This window comes from Paenibacillus sp. VMFN-D1 (assembly GCF_003386155.1).
Taxonomy (GTDB): domain Bacteria; phylum Bacillota; class Bacilli; order Paenibacillales; family Paenibacillaceae; genus Paenibacillus_AQ; species Paenibacillus_AQ favisporus.
The window spans coordinates 107825-124193 of sequence record NZ_QRDU01000008.1 but is presented as its reverse complement, the minus strand read 5'-3'; the positions used below and the strand labels follow the sequence as shown (position 1 = coordinate 124193).

Genomic DNA, 16369 nt, shown 5'->3' with positions numbered 1-16369 from the left:
TGAATCTGACGAGATTGATTTAATCTCAATCGCTCCGGTCATAAGACCTTCGCGTTTATACTCACTCGTTGTTCAGTTTTCAAAGATCAAACTTCGTTTTGTTGTCTTCGCTGTTTTTCAGCGGCGACTTTTATAATATATCATATTGCCCATCTTTTCGTCAAGCATTTTTTTGATTTCTTTTAAAATCTTGTCGAATTATCAGGTTTCAAGGAAACCGTCATTGAATGGGGCGAGATATAATTTAACACATAAACAATAATGGAGTCAACCACTTTTTAAAATCCGCATGCCTTTTCAAATTTCCCCAATCTTCCCCTAACTATACCCTTAGAGAAGTATTAAACGGTTATACACGGTGAATCTTCATTTCCCTAACGCCACACAGCTACTACATGCGATTGTTCGCAGCACTTCTTTGCCTTTGGATAACAAAAAAAAGAGGGATCATCCCCTCTCTTTCGTACCCTCATATATACCCTTGCTAAACAGTTACTCGGCGGAATAGCGTATCCCCTGATTCCCGTAAGTCGCCCCTTCGCTCCAGACCGCCGTTTCACGTACCAGCGACCTGTTGACCAGCGTCCGCAGTACCAGCGGCAGCTTGTTGCTGATCATATCGAGTTCGGGATGATGAGCCAGTTCTTCCACGCTCCAGGGCTTCGGCCGGCTTCTCAAAATATTCAGCAGCAGCACCGTGCACTCGGCCATTTTGGACATGACTGAAAACTCACAGGCAAGCATGACCAGCTCGACGCGCTGAGCGAGCGTTTCCGTACTCTGGGTTAGTTCTTCATACAGTTTATGAATAGCTGTGTTAAGTCCGCGCACCTGCTCCCATACGGCTTTCTCCGGAAGAACCTTCTGCTCGATCAGCTCGATCTTGGCCCAATGCTTCAATGAATTCAGCACACTGTGGTAAGCATCCGTGTAAAAGCCCTCCTGCATATAACGTTTGGCTTCCACGTACATCCATAGAAAATGGGAAAATTCGTACAGCATCTTCCGGTCCCTCAGCGGCTGCCTGAATTCGATGAAATCTTGGCGAAGCTGCGCCAGCCGGGCATACGGATCCTGAACGATCTCTCCCTCCATGAAGCACTTCACCAGGTCTCCCTTCTCACCGGCCACCAGCCAACGCCGAAGCGAGCCCAAGCTGACATGCAGTACTTGGCATCGCAGTTCCCCTGCCATCGTATGTTCTACGGTTAACGGTTTATCTTCTTGTTCGCGAACGATTAGTATAATAAGATCAAAGTCATGCAGCAGCGATCCATCAAATTTATGACCCTCTTGGCGAAAAATAATAGTTCCCATGGCATCGACATAAACCGACTCTCCATAAAAAAAGGACAAATTGGACAAATTCACGTCTCCCTCCATGCATTCCTTGGCGAAAATGAGCCAATTCAGTTATAATATACTTCTACATGTCCATGTCAGTTCCTTCTTTTTGTAAATACAACAAATTTGATGATAGGAGCTAAAGATTCATGATTTTCAATCAAGCGAAAATTAACGCTTTTCGTCTTTGGGGCCTGCTGCTGACGATGCTGGGTATGGGTCTGATGGTTCTGGGGACGGCCGGTATCGTATTTTGGGGACATGCCGGTAAGGTGTTCGCAGCCATCGGTCTTGTGATTGGCCTGATTTCCATGATGGGCAGTCTCGGAATATATTTCTGGGCTGGCATGCTATCGACCAGCGCGCTGCAGCTCGAATGTCCGGAATGTCACAAATTGACCAAAATGCTCGGAAAAACCGACCGCTGCATGTTCTGCCGCACGATCCTGACGCTGGATCCCAACCAGGCGAATATTACTCCCGAAGAGCTGCAAGCCGCTCAGCAAGGCCAGGGAGCCCAAGCAACGCCGCATCATCATTAAATACAAAAAAACCGGTACGACCTGATCACAGGCTGTACCGGTTTTTTATTACATAACGTATAAGTGCTGATTCAATAAGGTAATTACTGCTGTATCCCTTTTAACACTTTCCAGGCATCCTCCGTCCCAAAGCTTCGCGTCCATGCCGCAACGCCGCCCAATTTGAGCGACTTGGCCAAGTCCACTCTCGCTTGCAGGGACACTGCGTCCTCAATCCATATTTTTTTCAGGACTCCGTCTTCCTTATACTCCACATAATGCTGCTTCACGTCTTCCAGGTATTTCGGCTTCAGTTTCTTTTCGGCCAAAATATCTTTGACGGTCTTCATGCCGACCGCTTTGGAGGACACTTCGACCTTCCCGTTCTTGCTCGCTTCCGACCAGATCCGCGTATACAGCGGCACGGCCAGTATCAGCTTCTGCGGCGGCACGTCGTCCTCATCCAGGATCTTTCTCGCAGCCGCTTCCGCCCATGGCAGGGAAGAAACCGAGCCAGCTTCCGGACTTGATGCCCAATGCTCATCGTAAGCCATCAGCATAATAAAATCCGCGGCTTCGCTCAGTGCACTGCGGTCCAGAAATTTGGACCACAGCTCGCTGCTCGATTTCGGCGTCACATCAACCGACAAGATCAGACCTCGATCCTGCGCCAGCGGCTTCAATTCACGTACAAACTGCGTAATATTCGGGCCGTCCTTCGTTTTTACATTTTCAAAATCGATGTTGATCCCGTCCAAATGATACATCTGCGCCAGTTCCAGCAGCTGGCTGATCGTATTCAGCCGCGTTTCGTAGGTGGCCATCGCGCTCGTAGTTATGTCGGCATCGAAGCTGTTATTGATCAGCCCCCATACCTCCATCTTAAGGGCATGGGCTTTATTCACATAGGCCATATCCGCATTGCTGCGCACGTTGCCCTTGCCGTCGATAATGCTGAACCAGGTCGGGCTGACGACGTTGACACCGTCCAGTCCGTCCAATACGGCCGGATCGGGTTTGTTCTGGTAGACTGCTTCCCACGCCAGGTTGACGGGTTTGCCTTTCCAGCTGCGCTCCGCCCGGGTTGGCGGGATAGGCGGAATTTCGATCGTCTTTGTGTCCCCAAGTGAGACTTCATCCTTGCGGACATACCCGCTGTAGCCGTTATCCATCTGGGCGAAATACCAGGATCCCTCCGAATCCCAAATCCGCAGAAGGGTACCACCCTTCATGTCAGCCAGAATCGGCGAATGGATGGAATCCCCCTTTCGGAGCTTCACCTTATCGTCAGGCTGGCCATTGGCCGCCCCCATCTGTATCGTATCCCCGGCTTTCATCAAAATGACGGCACCCGTAGCGGCATCCTCATGGATGTTAACCCCGTACAGTTCCTTAAGCGGCTGAATCGGCATGTACGGCACGCCGTCCTTTTCCTCCGGAGCAAACCGGAGCTCAACCGGCTTGTTGTTCAGCTGCGCCTTTTTCTGTCCTGTCTGCAGCCGCATGACCTGCACCGGCGTCGTCAAAATGATGGACTGGGTCCCTGATTCATATCGTATCGTCGGATCCACCACCTTCTGCAGTACCGGCAGCGGAAGCATCAGCTGTTCACCGGCTCCTTCGGCTGGTTCATCTTGAAGCTTCCCTTCCACGAAAATAGGCTTGTCCATGCCGCGCCAATCCGGTTTTTCATGCAAAGGGTTCGGTAGAATTTCGGTCACCGTCAGATAGGCCCCGGCTATGATCAGGCACAAGCCCAGGAATATCGTAAAGCGCCTCCCCGCTGAGGGGCGGCGTCTGCGTCTTCTTCTGCTCACTCGCTAATCCTCCGTCATTTTATTCAATTCACGCCTTCCGGTATGTTCCGGACGTTCAGAAAGTTCTGCCTGAAAAACAAAAACGTGAAGAATCCTTTGCAGGAGTCCGCACGTTTCAAAAATCATTGTTCTTTGCAAGAACTGCATATCCCATAAAGCTCCATCCTCAAGTCCTTGACCTTGAATCCAGTGCTCTGTTCCGCTGTATGCTCTACATCCTTCAGAGAAGGATATATGAAATCTTCGATTTTGCCGCATTTCTCGCAGATCACGTGGAAGTGATCCGACACGTTGGCATCAAAGCGGCTCGAATTATCTCCATAGGTCAGCTCATGGACCATTCCCGCTTCCATAAACATCTTCAAATTGTTATATACGGTCGCGACGCTCATGCTCGGAAACTTGGGCTCGAGTGCGCGGTATATCTCATCCGCCGTCGGATGGTTCATGGACTCCATCAAATAGGCCAAAATCGCATGACGTTGGGGCGTAATCCGAACACCTGTTGCCTTCAGTTGTTCTAGTGCATGTTGGACTCGCGTAGACATGATTCCCACCGCCTTTAATGTTTTAACATAGTCGTTAATAACTTTATTGTACGTTTATCTTTTGAGCTTTGTCAACGGACCCCGCCCCACAGAAGCCGTTAAAGCTTCCATGTTCATCCTTTTCTAATATTTATTCACATTCAGTTCGCTGTTGCCTTCAACATGGATCGTATAGTCACCGGTGCCGATCTCGCCGGTTATGCTCTTCTTGTCCACGACAAACTCGGGGAACATATTATGAATATCGCCATAGCTGATCGTTCCGTCAATGGCGTAGTTGCCATCCCCAGGCAGATCAAGGATAAGCTCCCCGACAGCGCTGTAGATGTCCCAGTTTCCGCCGACGGAGTTCGATCTTGCGGTAATATCGCCGTTGAGCGACTCTGCCGTCAAATCCGATTTGATGTCATCCACATAAATGTTGCCGTTCTTGGTACTTACATTGATTTTACCCTGGGCCCGAATGACCGACAGATTCCCGACCTGGGATGTCAGCGCAACAGAATCGGAAACATCAATCGCCTCCATATTCCCCCGGTTGGTCGTGAGATCAACCGAACCGGTAACGTTCGCGGCCTGAACGGCCCCGTTCAGCGTTTTTCCTTTAACCTGCCCAAGAATATGATTCAGCTTAAGTTCGCCATTTGCACTTTCCAGCGTAATTTGCTCAATGGCCTCTACATGATTCAAGGTAATACCGCCGTTCATCGTCCGGATGGAAAAATTAAAGCGGCGGTCTTCCGGCAGTGTAATAGTCAGGTTCATCCGCGGCTGTCTTTTGCCGGATTGCCCGTAAGCCTTGCCTTTGGTTTGAATCGTAACGGTGGTTCCGTCGCTGACGTCAACCGTGGATTCCTGCCCGATCACATCCGCTTCCGGCCCCGTAATCTGATCCACCCACATCTCGGTATCCACCCGAATGTCGTCCACAGGTCCCCGCTGCAGCAAAATATCGCCGTTAATATTGTCGATATTCACCGCTTGGGTCTCGAAGGCGACAGGAATCGAAATCGGGTCCTTATCAAACCGCTTACCCTTAGCCTCACTGTAGTCCACACCAGCCGCCGTCAAATTCAAACTGACCTTATTCCACAAGTGCAGGTAGTGGTCTTGTTCGGTGACGACAAAGACGGAAGCCGACAGCAGTACGGCCACCAGCACTCCGCGGATATCCAGCCGGAAACGCCCCCAGCCGGGTGTTCGCGATTTCCGCATAAACCAGTACAGTACAATATATTCGGCACCCCACAGGACGGCCAGCAGCGGCCACCATTTTAGCAGGAGCAGCATGTATTCGGTCCCTTGAACCGCATCCGTCAACAGCAGTGCACCGGTCACAACCAGCAGCAGCACGGCAGTAAAACGCCCCACCCGCAATTTGGGCTTTCGGTTCACGTTATCGATCACCTCTTTCCACGCTGCAGCACAGCCATAAATCAGGCTATGGCGCAGCGGTTCATCTTCCGCGTCTTTGGTTTAAAAACAGCAGCGTCTCCCGAAGCCCGAAAAACAAACCAAGGACGATCAAAACGACCGCAACTGCGGTTTGTCCGTACTGTTCAATAAACATGCCAAGCCATTTGGGCTTCTGATAAAAAGCGATCATCAGCAGCCCGCCGGCAACCAGATATACGCCGAAAGCGATGCTGCGTTCCAAGGCAAAGGGATGCGCCCGTTCCGTCTCCTCTTCATCCGGCAGCTCAAGCCCAGCCCTTTTCCGATGATAAATCACATAATCCGCAGCTTGAAGCACATCATAAACGCTATAAAAATAAGCGACAGGAAATAAAAGTCCGAGCAAAATAAGCAACGGTACGTTGATCTGGATGCCGATGGAAGAAAAATAGAGCAGCGCCGACGCATCCAGCATCAGTGCGAATATAAGAGAAACCCCTTTACGGTACAATCCCAGATAAATATGGCCGAGTCCCGGACAAATCGCTGCAAGAAGCCCTGCGGTAAATTTGCGCTTGCGGGAATACAGCCGGCGCTTGCGGACTCCCCGCTCCGCCTTGGAATGAATGCGTAACCGGCGTTTACCTTTCTGCGGTTCGTCCGCTGACTTTGTTGAGTGACGTCCGGCAGAATGCATGCTTGCAGCTCCTTTCTTTAAATGGTTTGGCCGAGTCCTTTTTCCTGATAGTACCCTATTCTGTCCCCTAATTAACAGGTCAATATCTGGATTATCCGGCCTGTCAAAGCAAAAACCCCCGGTCACCCGGGAGCTTTCGGCGTTTTCGTCAGTCTAGGGACACCAGTGTAATTCCTTCCAGCTTCCGGATTTGCGAAGCCAGCTGCAGCGGATCAAAGGAATGCTTGATCAGGACGTGCATCGAGATCTCGAGCGTGGTGGAGGGAGGCTCCAGCTCAAAGGGCGCGGCCGCACTCCGTTCATTGATAATCAATTTTTTCACGGCGATGCCTTCCGCCTGCACCAATTCCGAGATCGATTCAAGCAGCCCCGGAACCGAAACGGCATGGAACGTGAAAAGGTGGAGCTTGCTCCCTTTGATATAACGCTGCTCCAGCTTATTAAATACCACGAGCGTCAGTAATATAAGCAGCGTGGCAGCGACGGACGCGAAATAAAACCCGGCGCCGACAGACAAGCCGACCGCCGCGACAACCCATACGGAAGCCGCCGTCGTTAAACCGGTAATGGATTTGCCGGTAAACAGAATCGTTCCGGCTCCCAGGAATCCGATCCCCGTAATGACGGCCGATGCCAAACGGGCAGGGTCGATCCGGATGTTCACCTCGTGAACGAATTCGGAGAAGCCGTAAATAGACAGCATAATAATTAACGCCGATCCCATGCACACTAAAATATGAGTTCGGAGTCCAGCCGCGTGGTTGGACCGCTCCCGCTCCAGACCGACCAATCCGCCGAGCAGCATAGACAGCAGCAAACGCAGCAAAATATGCACATTATCGATATACCATGGATCCTGCAAGGGTCAACCTCTCCCATTCTGCTGAGGTATTTATTGTGACGATTCGGACGCTCTGTGAAAGGTCGTCAGTTCCACGCCCGGGGCTACCTCGTAACGGTCAAAAGGAACAAAGCCGTACTTGGTGTACAGCGCCACGGCCGGCGTGTTTTTGGTTCCCGTAGACACGATGAATAAGGGAACATCCGGATGAAGATCCAGCACGTGCTGAATCAGGCTGCCCGCAATCCCCTTGCGGAAATGACCGGGATGAACCATCATCCGGCTGATCGTAATCGTATCCGGCGCTTCCTGCTCCGTTGCTACCGCTCCGATAAGTTCTCCGTCCTCATTTAAGCATCCGTAAAAATCCTCTTTACACTTGCGTATCGTTTCATGGGTATCCATCAGCGGCGGAATATCGCGGAACCCGATCCGCTCCGCCTCCAGCCGGTAAGCCATATGCTGCAGACGCCAGATTTGATCGACCATGTCCTCGTCATCCAGAAACAGTCTGTTTATCATATTCGGAACCACCTCGAGCGCATGCGCGAAAATGAAAATGAATGCTAAATCAAAGGGGCTTGTCACACGGACAAGCCCCAAGGGAAGCTCAAGCTTTTATTGGCTCAATATTTCGGCCAGCAGCTTGTTGACAAGCGCAGGGTTGGCTTTGCCCTTGCTCTCTTTCATGACCTGGCCAACCAGGAAGCCGATCGCTTTCTGCTTGCCTGCCTTGAAGTCCTCGACGGATTGCGGATTTGCCGCGACAACCTGCTCGACGATCGTTTTGATCGCGCCTTCGTCGCTGATCTGCACAAGTCCTTTTTCCTCGACAATCTGCTGTGGCAGCTTGCCGGATTCGAGCATTTCCTTGAATACCGTTTTGGCGATCTTGCTGCTGATCGTGCCCTTCTCGATCAATCCGATCATTTCACCGAGACCGCGGCCGGTAATTTTAAGGGACGGCAGTTCCAGGCCTGTACTGTTCAAGTATCCGAGGAGGTCGCCCATAATCCAGTTGGAAACCGCTTTGGCATCCTTTGTATAGTTCAGGCTGTCCTCGAAAAAGTCCGCCAGCGGCTTCGAAGATGTGATGACGCCCGCATCATAGCTCGGGAGACCGTATTCGGAAGTATAGCGCGCCTGCCGGGCATCCGGAAGCTCGGGAATCGTTGCGCGGATGCGCTCCTTCCAGGCTTCATCGATATGAAGTCTGACGAGGTCGGGATCCGGGAAATAGCGGTAGTCATGCGCTTCTTCCTTGCTGCGCATCGACAGCGTCTTGCCGGCGGCCTCGTCCCAGCGGCGTGTCTCCTGCACAACTTTGCCGCCGTCGTCCAAAATTTCCGCCTGGCGGTACTCCTCGTACTCTAGGCCCCGCTGAACGCCACGGAAGGAGTTCATGTTCTTCAGCTCGGCGCGGGTGCCGAATTCCTTTTGCCCCACAGGACGGATACTGATATTCGCGTCGCAGCGCATGGAGCCTTCCTCCATCTTCACGTCGGACACTTCGCAGTACTGCATGATCGCGCGGAGCTTCTCCAAGTAGGCTCTCGCCTCTTCCGGCGACGAAATATCAGGTTCGGACACGATTTCGACAAGCGGCGTTCCGACGCGGTTAAAGTCGACCAGTGACGCAAATCCTCCGTCGACGTGTGTCAGCTTGCCCGCATCTTCTTCCAGGTGCAGGCGGGTAATGCCGATCCGTTTGGTCCGGCCGTTAACTTCGATGTCGATCCAGCCGTTCTCCCCGATCGGCTGGTCGTACTGGGAAATCTGATAAGCCTTGGGCGAATCGGGATAGAAGTAGTTTTTACGGTCGAATTTGCTCACATCGGCGATCGTACAGTTCAGCGCCATGGCTGCTTTCATCGCGTAGTCGACAGCCTGGCGGTTCAGAACAGGCAGTACGCCGGGATGTCCGAGGCAGATCGGGCACGTATGCGTGTTGGGCGGCGCGCCGAATTCGGTGGAGCAGCCGCAGAAAATTTTCGACTTGGTATGCAGTTCGACATGGACTTCCAGTCCAATGACAGTTTCGTATTTGGTTGATGACATATTGTTCTTGCTCCCTCCTGGTCCCGCCTGAGATTACAGCTTCGGCTGCAGCTTATGATGTTCGGTGTTCTGCTCGTACGCGTGGGCGACGCGCAGCACCGTCGATTCGTCAAAGGCTTTGCCGATGATCTGCAGGCCGACCGGCAGCCCGTCCGCCAGTCCGCAAGGAACGCTGATCGCGGGGACGCCGGCGAGGCTGACCGGAATGGTCAAAATATCGTTCAGATACATCGTCAGCGGATCATCCACCTGGGACCCCAGCTTGAACGCGGTCGTTGGTGCGGTTGGCCCGATAATAATGTCGTAGTTCTCAAAGACGTTGTCAAAGTCCTGCTTAATAAGTGTACGGGCTTTTTGAGCCTTCAAGTAATAGGCGTCATAGTAACCCGAACTCAGCGCGTAGGTACCGAGCATAATCCGGCGCTTCACTTCCGGACCGAAGCCTTTGCTTCTCGATTCGTGGTACAAATCGATCAGACTGCCCGCATGGTCGGCACGGGTGCCGTAGCGGACGCCGTCGAAACGCGCGAGGTTGGAAGACGCCTCCGAGGAGGCGAGAAGATAATACGTAGCCACCGCGTATTCGGTATGCGGCAGGGACACTTCCTCCCACACGGCTCCGAGATCTTCCAGCACCTTCAAGGCAGCCAGAATTTTCTCTTTCACGGCCGGGTCGACCCCTTCGCCCATATACTCCTTCGGCACCGCGATGCGCAGGCCGCGGACATCTCCGGTCAATGCGCTCAGATAGTCGGGAATATCGACATTTGCTGATGTCGAATCCATATGGTCATGACCGGCGATGGCCTGGAGGACATAAGCGGAGTCCTCCACGTTCTTAGTCAGCGGGCCGATCTGGTCCAGCGAGGACGCGAAAGCCACGAGCCCGAAGCGGGAAACAAGGCCGTAAGTCGGCTTCAATCCGACTACGCCGCAGTAAGACGCGGGCTGGCGGATCGATCCTCCGGTGTCCGATCCGAGCGTAAAGTAAGCTTCGCCAGCGGCCACCGCCGCGGCCGAGCCGCCGCTGGAGCCGCCAGGTACGCGGTCCAGGTCCCACGGATTGCGGACCGGCCGGAAGCTGGAATTTTCGTTCGAGCCGCCCATGGCGAACTCATCCATATTCAGCTTGCCAAGCGTAACGGCATCCGCCTCACGCAGCTTGCGTGTCACGGTTGCGTCATAGACCGGGTTAAAATTCGTCAGGAACTGGCTGCCACAAGTCGTGCGCAAGCCTTCCGTCACGATATTGTCCTTAATTCCGGCAGGCAGGCCGAAGAGCAGGCCGCGCGGCTGACCGGACGCCAGTTTGTCGTCGAGACGGCGGGCTGTGTTCCGCGCCTCCTCCTCATTCAACGTCAAAAAAGCCCCGATGCGTTCGTCCCGCTCGGCGATGACCTGAAATGACTGGTCAACAAGCTCCTGCACGGACAGCTCCTTGGCATGCAGCTTGTTATGTAATTCTTGCAATGTATGGTTAAACAGGCTCAAATGAATGCTCCTCCCTTCAATGATTAGCCGCTAATCCAAGACAGCCGGCACTTTAAATTGTCCGTCTTCCTCTTCAGGCGCGTTGGCCATAACTTTCTCGATCGGCAGACTGTCTTTCGCTTCATCCTCGCGCATCACATTGCTGAGATGCAGCACATGCGTCGTCGGCTCCACACCGTCGGTATCGAGTTCATTCAATTTCTCGGCATATTGTAAAATGGCGTTCAGCTGCTCGGTCAGCATCTGCTCTTCTTCGGGTGTGAAATTGAGCCGGGCCAGCTTGGCCACATGCTGAACGTCTTGATTGGTAATACTCATCAGCGGTTCCTCCTTGTTCCTTCTTATCTAAGCATCCCTGCGGCATTCCATCCGGATCCGATTCAGCGAAGCAGCTTGTCCTGAAGCAGCCCGGAATTCGCGGCTCCATAGCCGCAAAAACGCATGGATATGCCCTTGCAGACTGCTGGTGTTTAAAGGATTAAAGCCTCAGGATAACGTTTCTAATTATATTGTAGAACCGGGGAAGATTCAATGCACCCGGTCAAAATGGAACGCACCGATAAGTTGCCGGCCGGCGCCTTATATCATTCCTTGGCCTAAGCCCTTGCCGATATACCTTTCACTTAAAGGTCCATCGTCGTACATTCGAAGAAGACAAACCGCACTAAGCGGAAGATTTCTTGCGGGATAAGGATGTCGTATCTTCGAAGTTAGAAGCTGAAATGGATGATGAGGGCAACCTTCAGCTTAGCTATATATCTTACAACGCAAAAAAGAGCCGGCTAATAAGCCGACTCCTCTAAATCCAGGCGCGGAGATTTACCTGTTTGATAAATTCCGCCTGGGAGAGCACTTCAGGCGCAGTCTCTTCTTCCTTCTCATCCTGCTCAAGCTCGCCGTTCATAATCTGATGAAACAGCTTCTCGTTATATGTCGCAAGGGCGTAATCGATCAGCGCTTCCCGCGTGGTCATCTCAACTTCATGCTGTATGAGCAACTCTTCTGGCTCAACATCACTCGATGGCACGAAAAAGTTACGATTAATCTTCGGTACCCGAATTACGTAATCAAAAGCATTATCCGGGTTCCGGTCATAGGCAATCAGATAACCGTATTCCCCAATAGGAAGGTTCTGCTCAAAGGCGTCCGCGACGATTACAATTTTCTCCCCTAATTGCAGCATCGTCTACCTCCTAGATGTATGTCTTTCATTTGTCTGTATAGTCTACTAGAAAAACATAGACATGTAAAGCTGAAGAAAAAATATATATGGAGAAAAATAAAGTGAGATGAACACTCCCAAAAATAAAAGAACGCAAACCGGGATCGGGCCACAGCTTGCGTGCTTCGCGAAAGTAACAAGGTTCATCAAATTAATCACATTGTATCAATCTTGTAACCGGTTGTCCAGAAAAATTTGCTCAGAAATTGTCGGAAATGCTGACTCCCTATCGAATCTCTCCTTAACGGACATAGGGATTGTTCGCCCGCTCATAACCAATCGAGGTTTTAGGGCCATGGCCGGGATACACCTTCACGTCGTCCGGGAACGTGAACAGCGTATTTTGGATGGAGTCAAGCAGGTCCCTTTCTCTTCCTCCGTACAAATCGGTTCGTCCAACACCAAGCTTGAACAGGACGTCGCCGGAAAAAAGATCGTTTCCGCAGAGGAAGCTGACGCTTCCGGGCGAATGTCCAGGCGTATGGTAGACGGTAAACGTGCGGCCGATCAGCTGCAGCTGCTGGCCTTCATCCAGGCTGTATTCCGCGGGATCGGTCGTCAGCGGCGGAGTTACCTGCAGCCAGTTCTGCGAACCGTTCATCTTCGGGTTCACCAGCCATTCGCTTTCCAGGTCATGAAGATATACCGGCGCCTTGGTCAGCTTGCGTACTTCATCGACGCCGCCCATATGGTCGAAATGGGCATGGGTCAGCAGAATGGCTTCGATCTCGAGACCCTCAATGTGCCGGATCAGCGGAGCGGGATTCATGCCGGGATCAATGATGACGGCGCGGCCGGGATCGTCACCGGTCAGGACATAACAATTAGTTTCCAGCGGCCCGAGGCTAAAGGATCGGATGTTCAGCATGGCCTCAGATCAAAATCCGGAAATCAGTTCACGCAGCTCTTTGATGATCGAGGCGTGAAAGTCCGTTCCTTCCCCGTAAGCTTCGACGATCTGTTTGCGGGTAACCGCCAGGTTGTCCTGATAGTCGGCAGCTTCCCGGTCCGGATTGTTCTGTTTGAATTCGACCATGAACTTTTGAACGTGAGCCGGACGCGGCCCCCAGGTGCCCAAGACGTATCCGCCCGTATCCGCAAAAATGACCACAGGCACACTCCGGCCGCCCATCGTCAAATACTGGTCCATCAAATCAAAATTCTCTTCCAGAATAAACACCTCGACCGGAATTTCCGCCGCTTCCAGCGCCCGGAATACGACCGGAACGTTGCGAACAACGTCACCACACCAATCGGCAGCCAGGATCAGCACGCGGAGGTCGTCGCGGAACTTCAGGCTTTCAAAAAACTCCCTGTCGCCTTCATCGCTCCACGCAAACTGCTCGTAACCGTTCTTGAAAGCCTCCTGGTTTTTCTGCATGCCGCTCACGAACTGTTCGGGGGAAATCCCGCGATTCAAATAATCTGCCACATTTTTAGCCATTAGTGAACGCCTCTCTTCCTTCTGTTATTGATCCATTTAATCAGAAAATACACGATCAGCAGCGCCAGCGCAATGAGCAGAATCGGCGTTATGTATGGAGCCGCCTTCTCATCGATATTTTTCCACTGGTCTCCGAGCAGATAACCAAGATATACAAACAATGCGGACCAAGGAATGACAGCCAGGGTGGTCAGCAGCGTAAACCGTCCGAGATTCATCCGGGAGATCCCTGCAGGGATGGAAATGGCATGTCTTGCCACCGGGATGAACCGGGCCGTGAAAATGACGCCTGTCCCGTATTTGTTGAACCATTCCTCCGCGTAATCGATATGTTTTTTATGAATGAAAATGTATTTCCCGTACTTCTCAAGCACCGGGCGTCCTCCGTAGCGGCCGATCCAATAGATGAACAGCTGCGCGATCACGCCGCCGACCGTTCCAAAAACAACCGCGCCGATATAGTTGATATGGCCCGACGACACCAGAAACCCTCCGTACGCCAGCACGATCTCGCTGGGAATAACCTCGATCATCAGACCCAGCATAATTCCGAAATAGCCCAGACTTTGAATCCAGTCAAATAACTGATTAATGATATCCGATATAAAATGCACGCTGGCCCCCACTTCCCCAATGTACTCTTCTACTTCAAAGCTATTCTAGCACAGGGATGGACATGACTTCTACTTGGCGCCCAATCTGCTCCCGCCGGTGTCTTCACGTAAAAAAGCAGCATATGGTGTGGATAAAGGAGTGAGTCAGATGCCCCAGATCCCGCAAAACAAAAAGGCCGCTCTGCCAACGGCACGCGGCATCCGCAGGAAATGCAGCAACGAGCTCTACCGGGCGATCAAGCGAATGAAGGTGCATATTCCGGCAGATCTGGTCAAACAGGGGGAAGCGATGTACTACCGCAAGGTGGTAGGCAACCTCCTATGGATTCATGAAAACCGGAGCAACCGCAAGGTGCAGTGCGACTGGTGGGACAAAGAAGTCTGTCCGGAGCTCGCCGAACTGTGGCAGCTGGATCCCGGCAGGCTCAGCAGCGCGTTCCGTGACGCTTACGGCGGGTAACGCTTGGTCCACCCATCTAACAGCCATTGGGCAACGCGCACCATCGGGGCAGCCGGGCTTCATTACGGCTGTCCCCCCATTTCAGCGCCGCAAGGAAAAACACCTACGGACACTAGGAGAAGGGAAAGCAGTGACCACAAACCAGGAAGCGGCCGAACCGTTTGCATCCGCCTCCCCGCATACTGTCATTCCACCGTCCATCGAGCCCTCACACCGGACAATGCCGCAAGCTGCCTGCCCCATTCCCTGGCCTCGAACGTTAGGGCAAACTCCCGGTCATTCCGAATGACCCGGAGCCGGGTGTCCTCCGCAGCGCGGGCATAATCGTGGTACAGCCCGAAGCCAAAGCGGGCGATGCGCCGGGCCTCCGCTTCATGCCCGGCGGTATACTCGGCCCGCGCGAGCTGCAGCAGGCATTCCAAGCTGCGCGTCCGCTCCCCTGCATTGTATTTATCCTGGCGGAGCGCAGCGCCAGTCCAATAAATAGCCGCTCCCGCATCGCCCCGCTGGCCGGCATTGTCGGCCAGTGCCCACAGCAGCCCGGGATGATGCGGCGCATAGGCGAGGCTGCGGCGGAGGATGGCCTCGGCTGCAGGCGGCGGGACAAGCCCGGCCAAATCCAGGGCGGCCGAATAGTCCGACGGATTCCACCGCAGCGATGAGGCAAGGCGGGCCGCTGCCGCCTGGTTGTCGCGACTTCTCAGCGCCTGCATATGCTCGGCGTGGCCCATATAGCCGCGGTACGCCAGGCAGGAGCTCCCTAAAGCGATGACAATCCAGAGGGACAGCAGCGCGGGGACGTGCCAGCGGATGCGCTCCGGCGGTGAAGCTAGAACGCCGCCGGTCTTCTTCCCCACGGGGAAAGGCTCCGCCGCAGCCTGGGCAGCAAGCAGGAAAAACAGCAGCCACACCATCCCGTAGCTCCAATCGATATCGACTGCGCCGTGCAGGAGGAACGCGATGTAGGAAGGCAGCAGGCGGCGGCACCTCCTGAAGATCAGCAGTCCGGCGGCGGCCAGCATGGCGGTCAGCAGGACGAGCCCGATGAGCCCTGTGTTCAGCAGCACATCCACGTACCCGCTGTGCATTTGGCTCCCGACATAGGGAGACGATTGAACTGCGCGGTAGGACAAGCGCCACGTATCGCCGCCTTGGCCCAGCCAGGGGGCCTCCTTCACCAGCGCCCAGGCGTCTTGAACCATCGCCTGGCGGGCGGACATCGTGCCGAACTTGTGCACGATGCGCTCCCGCACGGTGCCGAAGACCACGGCGGCACCGGCGGCCAGCAGCGCGCCGCCTGCCGCCGTGCCCAGGCGGCGGCGCCACACGCCTGCGGCTTCGCCGCGCAGGCGCAGGAGCCAGCGGCCGGCGAGCATGCTGCCGGCCCACAGCCCGGCCAGCGTGAGCAGGCCGGGCCACGGCTCCGCTGCCAGCTTGGCCGCGGCCAGCTGGCGGTACAGCAGCGCCGCGCCGGCTAGAGGCGCGGCGGCGAGCACGAGCGGCGCGGCCATGCGCCGCCGCTCCAACAGCAGGCCGGCGGCGCATGCCGCGCCGGCCGCCAGCCAGGCGCCGCGCGACTCGCTGAGGAGGAGCGCGGCGGCGTACGGCAGCAGTGGCAGGCTGCCGAGGAGCACGCGGCCGGGCGGTGCGGCCGGCTGCCGCTGCAGCAGCGGGCCGAGCGCAAACAGCCGCTCGAGCAGAAACAGCGCCATCACGGCGCCGAACGTGTTGGGATACTGCAGCATGCCTGCCAGCCGCGCGCCGGTGGCGCTGACTTCGGGATCCGCCGTATAGGCGATCGCATAAGGCAGCGGGAACCATCCGTACACCGGCAGCAGCGCGGTCATAGCAAGAAGACCTCCGGTCATGTGCCATACCGCCGCAAGCACAAGCCTTCCCCTTTTGTCCGAACCCTGC

At 54.2% G+C, this 16369-nt stretch carries 17 protein-coding genes; 2 read left to right on the top strand and 15 right to left on the bottom strand.

Features of this window, described 5'->3' with window-relative positions; all coding sequences use genetic code 11:
- Nucleotides 1–492: 492 nt before the first annotated feature.
- On the bottom strand, nt 493–1371 hold the full coding sequence (locus tag C7820_RS31820) for a nucleotidyltransferase-like protein (RefSeq protein WP_116234435.1): 879 nt from the start codon (nt 1369–1371) through the stop codon (nt 493–495).
- Nucleotides 1372–1493: 122 nt separating this feature from the next.
- Between C7820_RS31820 and C7820_RS31815 the strand changes: the two genes are divergently transcribed.
- Nucleotides 1494–1886, top strand: coding sequence for a DUF2614 family zinc ribbon-containing protein (locus C7820_RS31815; RefSeq protein WP_076176014.1), 393 nt, complete (start codon nt 1494–1496; stop codon nt 1884–1886).
- Between the two features lie 83 nt (nt 1887–1969).
- Here C7820_RS31815 and C7820_RS31810 read toward each other — a convergent pair whose 3' ends face one another.
- The 13 genes from C7820_RS31810 to uptA form a co-directional block, all read right to left on the bottom strand.
- Nucleotides 1970–3682: a glycosyl hydrolase family 18 protein gene (locus tag C7820_RS31810; RefSeq protein WP_258875654.1), complete on the bottom strand. Its 1713-nt coding sequence runs from the start codon at nt 3680–3682 to the stop codon at nt 1970–1972.
- A 122-nt stretch (nt 3683–3804) separates the two neighbouring features.
- Nucleotides 3805–4230 carry a peroxide-responsive transcriptional repressor PerR gene (perR, locus tag C7820_RS31805; RefSeq protein ID WP_116234434.1) on the bottom strand — a complete coding sequence of 142 codons (426 nt, stop codon included), beginning with the start codon at nt 4228–4230 and terminating at the stop codon, nt 3805–3807.
- Nucleotides 4231–4353: 123 nt separating this feature from the next.
- Nucleotides 4354–5625, bottom strand: a complete 1272-nt coding sequence (locus C7820_RS31800) for a DUF4097 family beta strand repeat-containing protein (protein ID WP_116234433.1) — start codon at nt 5623–5625, stop codon at nt 4354–4356.
- A 61-nt stretch (nt 5626–5686) separates the two neighbouring features.
- Complete coding sequence (locus tag C7820_RS31795) at nt 5687–6322, bottom strand: hypothetical protein (protein ID WP_116234432.1); 636 nt, start codon at nt 6320–6322, stop codon at nt 5687–5689.
- A 148-nt stretch (nt 6323–6470) separates the two neighbouring features.
- On the bottom strand, nt 6471–7184 hold the full coding sequence (locus tag C7820_RS31790) for an MgtC/SapB family protein (RefSeq protein WP_076176028.1): 714 nt from the start codon (nt 7182–7184) through the stop codon (nt 6471–6473).
- Between the two features lie 30 nt (nt 7185–7214).
- Nucleotides 7215–7685, bottom strand: coding sequence for a GNAT family N-acetyltransferase (locus C7820_RS31785; protein WP_116234431.1), 471 nt, complete (start codon nt 7683–7685; stop codon nt 7215–7217).
- A gap of 96 nt (nt 7686–7781) precedes the next feature.
- A complete protein-coding gene (gene gatB / locus C7820_RS31780; protein ID WP_116234430.1) occupies nt 7782–9221 on the bottom strand; it encodes an Asp-tRNA(Asn)/Glu-tRNA(Gln) amidotransferase subunit GatB in 1440 nt (479 codons plus the stop codon).
- Nucleotides 9222–9254: 33 nt separating this feature from the next.
- Nucleotides 9255–10712: an Asp-tRNA(Asn)/Glu-tRNA(Gln) amidotransferase subunit GatA gene (gene gatA, locus C7820_RS31775; protein WP_116234429.1), complete on the bottom strand. Its 1458-nt coding sequence runs from the start codon at nt 10710–10712 to the stop codon at nt 9255–9257.
- A gap of 30 nt (nt 10713–10742) precedes the next feature.
- Nucleotides 10743–11030: an Asp-tRNA(Asn)/Glu-tRNA(Gln) amidotransferase subunit GatC gene (gatC, locus tag C7820_RS31770; RefSeq protein WP_076176038.1), complete on the bottom strand. Its 288-nt coding sequence runs from the start codon at nt 11028–11030 to the stop codon at nt 10743–10745.
- A 481-nt stretch (nt 11031–11511) separates the two neighbouring features.
- Nucleotides 11512–11895, bottom strand: coding sequence for an ATPase (locus C7820_RS31765; RefSeq protein WP_076176040.1), 384 nt, complete (start codon nt 11893–11895; stop codon nt 11512–11514).
- A 280-nt stretch (nt 11896–12175) separates the two neighbouring features.
- Entirely contained in the window at nt 12176–12802 is a 627-nt protein-coding gene (locus tag C7820_RS31760) for an MBL fold metallo-hydrolase (protein ID WP_116234428.1), read from the bottom strand.
- 9 nt (nt 12803–12811) lie between these two features.
- Nucleotides 12812–13378, bottom strand: coding sequence for a thioredoxin family protein (locus C7820_RS31755; RefSeq protein ID WP_116234427.1), 567 nt, complete (start codon nt 13376–13378; stop codon nt 12812–12814).
- Nucleotides 13378–13992 carry an undecaprenyl phosphate transporter UptA gene (gene uptA, locus C7820_RS31750; RefSeq protein ID WP_076176260.1) on the bottom strand — a complete coding sequence of 205 codons (615 nt, stop codon included), beginning with the start codon at nt 13990–13992 and terminating at the stop codon, nt 13378–13380. Before uptA ends, C7820_RS31755 begins: the two co-directional genes overlap by 1 nt.
- Before the next feature lie 148 nt (nt 13993–14140).
- On the opposite strand from uptA, the gene C7820_RS31745 reads away from it, so the two are divergent.
- Nucleotides 14141–14452: a dehydrogenase gene (locus C7820_RS31745; protein WP_116234426.1), complete on the top strand. Its 312-nt coding sequence runs from the start codon at nt 14141–14143 to the stop codon at nt 14450–14452.
- A 185-nt stretch (nt 14453–14637) separates the two neighbouring features.
- On the opposite strand, the gene C7820_RS31740 is transcribed toward C7820_RS31745, so the two are convergent.
- The gene (locus C7820_RS31740) at nt 14638–15963 is read right to left on the bottom strand and encodes an O-antigen ligase family protein (protein WP_397334242.1); all 1326 of its coding nucleotides are present in this window, start codon (nt 15961–15963) and stop codon (nt 14638–14640) included.
- Nucleotides 15964–16369 lie beyond the last annotated feature (406 nt).